Origin of the sequence: Paenibacillus sp. LHD-117, from assembly GCF_030929555.1 — a bacterium.
Taxonomy (GTDB): domain Bacteria; phylum Bacillota; class Bacilli; order Paenibacillales; family Paenibacillaceae; genus Pristimantibacillus.
Map to the genome: position 1 here is coordinate 40276 of NZ_JAVFVT010000050.1, position 9040 is coordinate 49315.

General features: G+C 58.6%; 7 protein-coding genes. 1 reads left to right on the forward strand and 6 read right to left on the reverse strand.

Annotation, left to right across the window (positions count from 1 at the left end; all coding sequences use genetic code 11):
• Nucleotides 1–74 precede the first annotated feature (74 nt).
• The 5 genes from RB620_RS27620 to RB620_RS27640 all read right to left on the reverse strand — a co-directional run bounded on the left by RB620_RS27620 (nucleotide 75) and on the right by RB620_RS27640 (nucleotide 7393).
• Nucleotides 75–1793: an ABC transporter ATP-binding protein gene (locus RB620_RS27620; RefSeq protein WP_308100055.1), complete on the reverse strand. Its 1719-nt coding sequence runs from the start codon at nucleotides 1791–1793 to the stop codon at nucleotides 75–77.
• 93 nt (nucleotides 1794–1886) lie between these two features.
• Entirely contained in the window at nucleotides 1887–2699 is an 813-nt protein-coding gene (fdhD, locus tag RB620_RS27625; RefSeq protein ID WP_308100057.1) for a formate dehydrogenase accessory sulfurtransferase FdhD, read from the reverse strand.
• Nucleotides 2700–2721: 22 nt separating this feature from the next.
• On the reverse strand, nucleotides 2722–5082 hold the full coding sequence (locus RB620_RS27630) for an FdhF/YdeP family oxidoreductase (RefSeq protein ID WP_308100059.1): 2361 nt from the start codon (nucleotides 5080–5082) through the stop codon (nucleotides 2722–2724).
• 311 nt (nucleotides 5083–5393) lie between these two features.
• Entirely contained in the window at nucleotides 5394–5891 is a 498-nt protein-coding gene (gene infC, locus RB620_RS27635) for a translation initiation factor IF-3 (protein WP_308100060.1), read from the reverse strand.
• A gap of 107 nt (nucleotides 5892–5998) precedes the next feature.
• Nucleotides 5999–7393, reverse strand: a complete 1395-nt coding sequence (locus RB620_RS27640) for an MATE family efflux transporter (RefSeq protein ID WP_308100061.1) — start codon at nucleotides 7391–7393, stop codon at nucleotides 5999–6001.
• 148 nt (nucleotides 7394–7541) lie between these two features.
• Between RB620_RS27640 and RB620_RS27645 the strand changes: the two genes are divergently transcribed.
• The gene (locus RB620_RS27645; RefSeq protein WP_308100062.1) at nucleotides 7542–8426 is read left to right on the forward strand and encodes a helix-turn-helix transcriptional regulator; all 885 of its coding nucleotides are present in this window, start codon (nucleotides 7542–7544) and stop codon (nucleotides 8424–8426) included.
• A 524-nt stretch (nucleotides 8427–8950) separates the two neighbouring features.
• Here the strand turns inward: RB620_RS27645 and RB620_RS27650 are convergent.
• Nucleotides 8951–9034 (reverse strand): IS3 family transposase, encoded by an 84-nt coding sequence (locus RB620_RS27650; protein WP_308100063.1) that lies wholly within the window; start codon nucleotides 9032–9034, stop codon nucleotides 8951–8953.
• Nucleotides 9035–9040: the final 6 nt, after the last annotated feature.

Genomic DNA, 9040 nt, shown 5'->3' on the forward strand with positions numbered 1-9040 from the left:
TCCCCTCCGGGGACTACCCTTCTCTATGCCGCGCATCGCCAAGCGCCAGCAGCAGCACAGCGCTTACTCGAGTCCTACGCGCGGCCGAATTGCGCTTCGTGCAAGCGGCTATAGATGCCGCCGGATGCGACGAGCTCCTCGTGACGGCCTTGCTCGCTGATGCCGTCTTCGGTCACGACGATGATCCGGTCGGCGTTCTTGATCGTCGCGAGCCTATGCGCGATGACGAGCGTCGTACGGCCGACGGACAGCTCGGCCAGCGATTGCTGGATCGCCTGCTCCGTCTCGGTATCGAGCGCTGAAGTCGCTTCGTCCAGGATCAGGATCGGCGGATTCTTCAGGAACATCCGCGCGATCGCGAGTCGCTGCTTCTGTCCGCCGGACAGCTTCACGCCGCGTTCTCCGACGACCGTCGCGAGTCCATCCGGAAGCGACGTAATGAACGCTTCAAGCCTTGCCCGGCGGGCCGCCTCCATAATTTCCTCGTCGCTCGCCCCGAGCTTGCCGTAGGCGATATTCTCGCGGATCGTGCCCGCGAACAGGAACACGTCCTGCTGTACGAGACCGATGCTCTTGCGGAGCGACTCCAGCTTCAGGCCGCGGATATCGTGACCGTCGACGGTGATGCTGCCGTTCTGGATTTCGTAGAAGCGCGGAAGCAGGCTGCAAAGCGTCGTTTTGCCGGCACCGGAAGGACCGACGAACGCAATCGTTTCTCCGGCGCGAATCGTCAGGTTAATGCCGTTAAGCACCTTCGACTCGCCTTCGTAGCCAAACGTAACGTTCTGGTAGCGAATATCGCCGCGAAGGCGATCAACCGTAACGGCATTCGGTGCATCCGCCACGTCGGGCTCCGTATCCATCAGTTCGATATAACGCTTGAAGCCGGCAATGCCTTTCGGATAACTTTCGATAACGGCGTTAATTTTCTCAATCGGCTTGAAGAAAATATTGGTCAGCAGCACGAACGTGATGAAGTCGCCGTAAGACATGTCTTTCGTAATGACGAAATAGGCGCCCGCGATAAGCACGAACAGCGAAACGATCCGCATCAGCATGTAAGAGACGGAGGCGTTCATGCCGATGATTTTGTACGAAATCAGCTTCGCTTCGCGGAACCGCAGGTTATTGCCCTTAAATAGTTTGCCTTCGTGTTTCTCGTTCGCGAAAGCTTGAACGACGCGAATCCCGCCGACCGTATCTTCGACTCGCGCGTTGAAGTCAGCCATGTCGCTGAACAGGCGATTCGCCGCTTTGGTCATGCGTCCGTTGAAATAAAGCACGAGCCAGATAATGATCGGCACGATGATGAACGTCATGAGCGCCAGCATCGGATGGATGTACAGCATGATGCCGAACGCGCCGACCAGCGTCATCGCCGCAATGAACATATCCTCCGGGCCGTGATGCGCCACCTCGCCGATTTCGAACAAGTCGTTCGTCATGCGGGAGATCAGGTGGCCGGTCTTCGTATTATCGAAAAACCGGAACGACAGCTTCTGCACGTGGTCGAACAACGCGCGGCGCATGTCCGTCTCGATGTTAATGCCGAGCATATGCCCCCAATAGGTGACGATATAACTCAGCAATGTATTAATGACATAAATAAGCAGCAGGACCGCGCTCGCGGTGACGATCAATCCCCAGTTCTCGTCCGGGAGCAGCGTGTTCACGACGTAACCTACGGCGAGCGGGAAGCCAAGCTCAAGCACGGCAAGCAGCACGGCGCAGATAAAATCAAGGAAAAACAACCTCTTGTAAGGTTTGTAATACGAAAAAAAACGACGCAGCATGGCAGTTTCCTAGTCTCCTGTTCTTGAACCTCTGTCTATTTGGCACTGGAACGGGTTCATCTCTTTGCATTTTGACCCAGCGGGTTCGACCTGTCAAGACGTTCCATTGCTTATAATCAAACGTTCCCGGTGCGTATATACGCTGAGCCGCTTTCCCCTGATGAATCCGACGCAAGTGATGCCAAGCTCTTCTGCCAGATTGAGCGCGAGATCGGTCGGAGCGGACTTGCTGAGCAGGATGCCGCAGCCCATTTTGGCCGCCTTCAACACGACCTCGGAAGACAATCTGCCGCTGAACGCGATCAGCTTATCCCCCATCCTCTCGTTCCCCAGCAAGCTGTAGCCGTACAGCTTATCAAGCGCGTTGTGTCTGCCGATGTCCGTCCGGACCGCGAGCATCTCATCGGGCGTGCATAACGCCGCATTGTGGACGCCGCCCGTGCTTAGGAAGTCTACCGAGCTATCCTGCAGCTGCTTCATCAACGACCAACACTGCTCGGCCGTCACCGTGATCCGGCTCATGACCGTCCTTGCGGTCAACATATCCCCGTGAAAATAAAACTGCCTGCTCTTCCCGCAGCAAGACCCGATAAACCGCTTGGACGACCGCTCTTTCGCGACGGAAGGCTCGCCGTTCAGCTCCGCGTACGCATATCCTCGATCTGAATCGATCGTTAGTTTCTTAACCTGGGATGCCGACCGGATTGCGCCTTCGGATGCCAAAAACCCGTAAACCAGCTCCTCCAAATGGGTCGGCGAACAGACGAACGTGCCGAACTCTTCGCCGTTCAACCGGACGGTAAGCGCGAACTCGGTCGCGATCTCGTCCTCCAGTTCATGGCAGCCGCCGTCTTCGTCGACGTGCAGCGTTTGCCAGGTCGTCCGGTTGCTCCGCTCTTTCTCCATGCCGCATCGCCCCTCTCCCCGCCTATTCCGGCGCCTCGATATCCAGATCCGCGATCCGGCTCTCCACGTACTTGGAATCCTTAAGGGCATGAAAGACATCGGCCCGCTCCACCGCGACCGAAGCGTTATATTCCGGAATGCCCGCGTGAGGCTCGTAATTACCCGCGGCGAACAACACATTGCCTTCCGGCCAGAACAGCTCGATATTGCCCGGGGCAACCGGCGCAAGCTTCGCCCTCCCGTGGAAGACGCCTCCCCTGTTATAGACGACGATCGCATCGCCTTCACGGATGGCCAGACCCGCCGCGTCCTCCGGATGGATCAGCACGTCGTAACGGTCGGCCGCGTTAAAGCTGTCCTTCTCTCCGTAAATCATGGAGTTGAACTGCTTCCCCCGTCTGGTCGTCGCGTAGAACCGCCCTTCCGCCTTGCGAAGCTCCGGCAGCTCCACGGCGATCAGGTTCGCTTTGCCATCTTTCGTGGGGCATTCGCCGCCCTCGCACAGCCATGCGCCGCCCCATTGGAACACGTCACCCCGCTCTCCCAGCCTCTCGATTCCTTTATAATAAGGAGCCGCTTCCGCGATTTCTGCCCGGATCGAACCCGCATCCTTAAACCAGACCCGTGCGGCTTCCGACCCATCCGGACGAACCCGAGACGCCAGCTCGCCGAAAATATCCCACTCCGCCCTCGCTTCTCCGATGCGCGGTCCGCGAATTTCGGGCGAATAGTAGACCATCCGCTCCGTAGACGTCGACGTGCCGCCGCCCGGCTGCTCGTACCTCGTCATCGCAGGCAGCAGAATAACATCCTCCCTCGCATCCAGCAGCGCCGAACTGTTCAGCACGATATCCTGATGAACGCGCAGCTCTACCGCCTCCAAGCTCGCGCGAATGGCATCGGGATCAGGCATCGTCTCGAGGAAGTTCCCGCCCGACGTATAGAAAAGCTTAAGCTTCCGTTCGTGTCCCTCCGGCAGTAGCGCGTTCTCCAGCGAAACGCCGACGATGTCGCCTTGCCAAGCCGGCGGCGCGAAGCCCCAGAGTCGCTTCAACCGGTCGGCTTCTTCTGGCGCGAATTCGCCGCCCGGCAGGCTGAACGGATCGGCGCCCATCTCGCCGGAGCCCTGTACCCCGCTATGTCCGCGAATCGGCATCAGGCCGCAATGCTCCCGTCCCAGAAAGCCGCGCAGCAGCGCCAGATTGGCAACCTGCGAAATATTGTCCGTGCCGAACCGGTGCTGCGTCAGCCCCATGCTCCATACGAACACGCCGCTTTTCGCTGCCGCCAGCAGCTCGGCGAACTCGCGCATCCGCTCCCTCGGGAGGCCGGAGGAGGATTCAAGCTGCTCCCACGTCTGTCGCGTCGCATGAGCCTTCAGCTCCTCGTACCCGTGAACGTGGCACGCCACGAAATCATGGTCGATCGCGGAGCCGGGCAACGCCTCCTCCATCTCGAACCATGTCTTCATCACGCCGTGCATGAAGGCGATATCCCCGCCGATGTTCACTTGATAGAAATCGTCGGCCAGCTTCGTCCCGAACAACGCGGACTCCGGGATCGACGGAATCCAGTACCCGTCCATCGCCGGCTCCCGGTATGGGTTCACCACGATGATCCGCGTCCCCCGGCGTTTCGCCGCGTACATGTATTTGGTCGAGACGGGCTGGTTGTTCGCCGCCACGCTTCCCCAGAACACGAGCACGTCCGTTCCGATCCAATCCTTGTAGCTGCAGGTGGACGCTCCGACCCCGATCGAGCGCTTCAGCGCTGTCTTGGAAGGCGAGTGGCAAATGCGGGAAGCGTTGTCGATGTTGTTCGTGCCGATCCACCGGGCAGCCTTCGCCGCCGCGTAATACGTTTCATTCGTAATGCCGCGGCCGGTCAGGTAGAAGGCGATCGACTTCGGATCGACGGCGCGCGCCTTTTCGGCTATGCGCGACAACGCGTCATCCCAGGATACCCTGCGGAACCGCGCCTCGCCTTTGCTTCGCATCATCGGATAAGGCAAGCGGCCGAGCTGGCGCAGTTCCGCGCTGCTCAGCTTGCGCAGCTCGCCGATATCCGCATGCAGCCACCGCTCCGCCATGCCCGGCATCGTATTCAGGCGCAGCACGTTTAGCCGCGTCGTGCAGACATGCGGCCCTTCGAGCGTCTGGTCGTACAAGCCGGATACGCCAAGCGCGCAACCGTCGCATACCCCTTCGGTCAAAATTCTGTAAGCGTATGCAAGATTGTCCCGATTATCCCATGCCGCCTTCATCGTATCCCGGATGTGATGCGGCTTGATCTTCCCCAATCCGAACGGGCGTTTGCTGACCCACAGCCCCGGGTCCGGCCTTTTCGGCAACTTGATGCGCCCCGTATGCAACGTTTTTCCCATGCGCTCGCCCCTCTTCCCTCGATCGAAAAAAAAGCAAAAGGACCGTCTTCGAACATGTCCCCCGATGTCTAAACCTCGTAAGTTCATTCGAACGATCCTTCTTCTTGCCTTGCCTGAGGTCAGTGTAACAAGAAAACAGCGGCCGAGCAACGGTTATCGGGCCTGCATCGTCAGCCTGCGACGCATCCGCGGGTACCGGCGAGCATCGCGCGCCCCTTGATGTAACGCCGAATAAGGCGTACGCAGGCGTGCGCCGACGGGCCTGCGGTCATGTACCGCCGATCGCCACAGCCGACCGGAGTCAAGCACCCTTACGCGGGCAGCATCTCCACCGCCGCCTGCTTGCCGCTGAGCTGAATGCCCGTCGCCTTCTTCCCGCTTCCCGCCAGATCGGCGATCATGCGTTCCAGCAGCGATTTCGCCTTGGCGCCTTCCTTGCCGGAGACGCGGACGACGAACAGCACGCGGTTGCCCGCTTCCAGCAGCTTGGCGGCCTGCCGCAGCTTCGTATCGTAATCATGCTCCTCGATATCCGGAGTCAGCCTAAGCTCCTTCACTTTGCCCGGCTGCTCCTTCAGTCTGGCTTCCTTGCTCTCCCGATCTCTTTCGGCTTTGGCCGCGCCCCGGCTGACCAGCTTGCAGGGAGGCGGGCTGCTCATCAGAGAATTGCAGACCAGATCCGCCTTCAGCTCCTTCGCCGTTGCCAGCGCTTCCGCGCGCGATAACACGCCTAACGACTCGCCGTTCAACCCGGTCAGCAGTACCTCGGAGCTTTTGATTTGTTCGTTCATAAGCAATTTGCTTGCCATCGATGTCCATCCCTTTCCTTGCGTGCCTGCGGAGAAGGCCCCGAGCTCTTGGCTCTTGGCTCTTGGCTTTTTGCGCAATGCACAGGACCGGCTCTCCCTTCATGCCATTATACGTCAAGCGCCCCTTCATGACGAACGCTTCTTACGACAGCGGCCTCTTCCGCCATGTCGCCGCCGGCTTCCCGCAGCTTTTTCCGCCCCCGCCATCTCATCAGCGATAACGCTCCCCGGATGTATTCGTCCATGATCATCGCGACGTAGATGCCGGTCAGCCCCCAGCCCAGCCCGATGCCGAACCAATAGGAGACGCCGGATGCCACGATCGATAACGAACCGAGGGAAACCCACATCGTAAACCGGGTGTCGCCAACCGCGTTCAGGGCGTTCTGGAGGGCCATATTCATCATTTTTCCGGGCTGGAGCAAAATATTGAGTCCGAGAAGCGATACCCCGAACGCGATGATCGCGGGATCCTGCGTGAATAACCCGAGCACCGGCTTGCCAACCAGATAAATGACGGCCGCGTTTACCATGACAAGCGCAAGACCGATGCCGAGCGCGCGATACGCCGTCCGGTAGGCCTCCTTCGTTCGGCCTGCGCCGAAGAGATGGGCGATCTGGATCTGAAGCGCCAAAGCGATGGAGTAGCCGAGCATGAAGCAGAAAGACTCCAGCGTGTTCATATAGGTGCGCGCAGCCAGCTCCGTCGAACCGATCATCGCGATGTAGGAGAATATCGCCAGCTGCGAGAACACCCAGCAGGACATGTTGACGCCAAGCGGCCATCCGATGCGCATCACTTCACCGAACAGTCCGCGGTCGAACAGCTTGAAGTCGCGCAGCGAGATCCGCCGCTCGAACGCATGCAGGAACATGAACAGCAGCACGACGACCGCTAGCAGCCTGCAGATGACCGTGGACAGGGCGACGCCGAGCAGTCCCCATTTCGGGAAACCCCACGCTCCGAAAATAAACGCATAGTTAAGCGCCACATGGATGACGTTCATACCGATGGCGATATACATGGGACCTTTCGTGTTGCCGGTGTTGCGGATCGCCGTGCTAAGGGCCGACATAAGCGCGACCAGCACCATGCCTCCCCCAACGACCGACACGTACGTCTCCGCAAGCGGAAGCAGCTCGGCGGGCAGCTGAAGCCAGGCCGAGATCGGCCGCGGGAACAAATAAAGCACCAAGCTGATCGCAAGTCCGATGCCGCCGCTGACCGTCAGCGACATGATGCCGATCCGCCGGGCATCCTCGCCTTTTCTCGCCCCGAGCTTCTGCGCGATCAGAATGCCCGCGCCGCTGGCTACCGTCACGAACAGCGTCATCACGGCCGAAAACAATTGATTGGAAAACCCGACGACCGCGACCGCGTCGTCCGATATGCGGCTGACCATCAACGTATCTGCCGCTCCGAGCATAAACTGAAGGAACAGCTCGATGAAAATGGGCCAGGCGAGCGCCCATAAGGTTAGTTTTTTGGCATTTCCTTTCATGACCAATCCTCCAGTTGGGACCGAAGATCCGCTCCCGATTCGCTCGATGTCTTCTTGCATTATAGATGGTATACTGAAAAAAGTGGTTCATTTTTTCAACCGAAACTTTCACTATTCCAACCTCTCATCCAAGGAGGCTAAGCCAGTTATGAGCATCATCGAGCTAACGGTTCCGCCCCTTCCCCACTACATGATCGGCGGGCATACCGTTATGCCGCCGGGACGTAAACACCCGAGCCGAAGGGCGATTGGCGTCTTCGATCTTATCGTCGTGGTGAAAGGCTGTCTCTACATGGGGGAGGAAGACCGGCACTACGAGGTTCGGGCGGGTCATATGCTCATTCTGCGGCCGGATGCCGAACATTACCCGACCCGCGCTTGCGAGGAGGATACGGAGTATTATTGGGCTCACTTCCGTACGCTGGGGGATTGGTCGATCGCGGACTACCCGCTTGCCCCGGCCCGCCTGAACGACTCGGCGGAGCCCGTGCCGGTCGCCGAGCAATTCGCGCCGCGTCCGTTCGTCAAGCGGCTTCCCCAATTCGCGAAGCCGGCCAAGCTGACCTTGCTCGAGAGCAAGCTCCAGCAGCTCTCGCAGATGAGCATCAACGACCATATCCACGGCGTCCGCTGGAAGCAGCAGCTCGTGTTCCAGGAGGTCGTCGACTTGCTGTCCGCATCGGTCGAGGCAAGATCGCCGACGCCCGCGCTCGCCTGCGCCGAGAAAGCCGCCTCCTACCTGCGCCAGCATTACCGGGAGGACATTACGGCTCAGACGCTCGGGGAGAGCATCAACTTCCACCCCGTCTACATCGCCCGCTGTATGAAACGCGAATTCGGCTGCTCGCCGTTCGACTACCTGCTGCGGTTCCGAATCCAGCAAGCTAAGCTGCTGCTGCTGCAGACGGATCTGTCCGTCTCGCGCGTCGCCGAAGAAGTCGGCTTCAACCAATCGGCTTATTTCGCCACTTGCTTCGCCAAGTTCGAAGGGCTGTCGCCGCGACAGTATCGACAGCGGTTCTCGCTTAGTTGAGCGGGCTGCATCGCTAATTGAAGCCTTGGTGGGGCGATTGAGATGAGCGTAATGGCGGAATGGTGGAGATGAGCGTCATGCTGGGACAGTGGAGATGTGAGTAATGGTGGGAAGGTTGAGATGAGCGTAAGGTCGGTGCGTGGTGAAGATGAAGACGAGCTTCATGGTGGTACGGTGGAGATGAGCGTAGGGCGGTGCGCGGTGAAGACGAGCTTCATGGTGGAACGTTTGAGATGTGAATCATGGTGGTAACGGTGGAGATATGCGTGCCGGGATTCTGTACGAAATTTCGAATAGAATCGACAGAAAAACGCTAAATGAGGGAAATGTATTCGATTTTTCGTATACAATTGTCCAATTCGCCGAATTGGGGAGAATTCAATACGAAAATCCATACAGAATCCGTTGGCCGCACGCCGAGAATACGAAGCTTTGAAGCCTACAGCAATGAGCCCCAATACGCAAAAAAATGCCCCCTGCCTTTTTCTGGTCAAACCCCCATTTTGTAGACATTGAAAAAAGCCCTAGGCTGAAAGCTGGCGTCGGTACTCTACCGGCGTCAGCTTGTTTAATTTTCTTTGAATCCTTTCATGGTTATAAAAATGTATAAATTC

What these genes read in the sequence shown, in the direction of transcription:
- RB620_RS27620 (WP_308100055.1), bottom strand. Translation starts at nt 1,793, where the DNA reads ATGCTGCGTCGTTTTTTTTCGTATTACAAACCTTACAAGAGGTTGTTT.
- fdhD (WP_308100057.1), bottom strand. Translation starts at nt 2,699, where the DNA reads ATGGAGAAAGAGCGGAGCAACCGGACGACCTGGCAAACGCTGCACGTC.
- RB620_RS27630 (WP_308100059.1), bottom strand. Translation starts at nt 5,082, where the DNA reads ATGGGAAAAACGTTGCATACGGGGCGCATCAAGTTGCCGAAAAGGCCG.
- infC (WP_308100060.1), bottom strand. Translation starts at nt 5,891, where the DNA reads ATGGCAAGCAAATTGCTTATGAACGAACAAATCAAAAGCTCCGAGGTA.
- RB620_RS27640 (WP_308100061.1), bottom strand. Translation starts at nt 7,393, where the DNA reads ATGAAAGGAAATGCCAAAAAACTAACCTTATGGGCGCTCGCCTGGCCC.
- RB620_RS27645 (WP_308100062.1), top strand. Translation starts at nt 7,542, where the DNA reads ATGAGCATCATCGAGCTAACGGTTCCGCCCCTTCCCCACTACATGATC.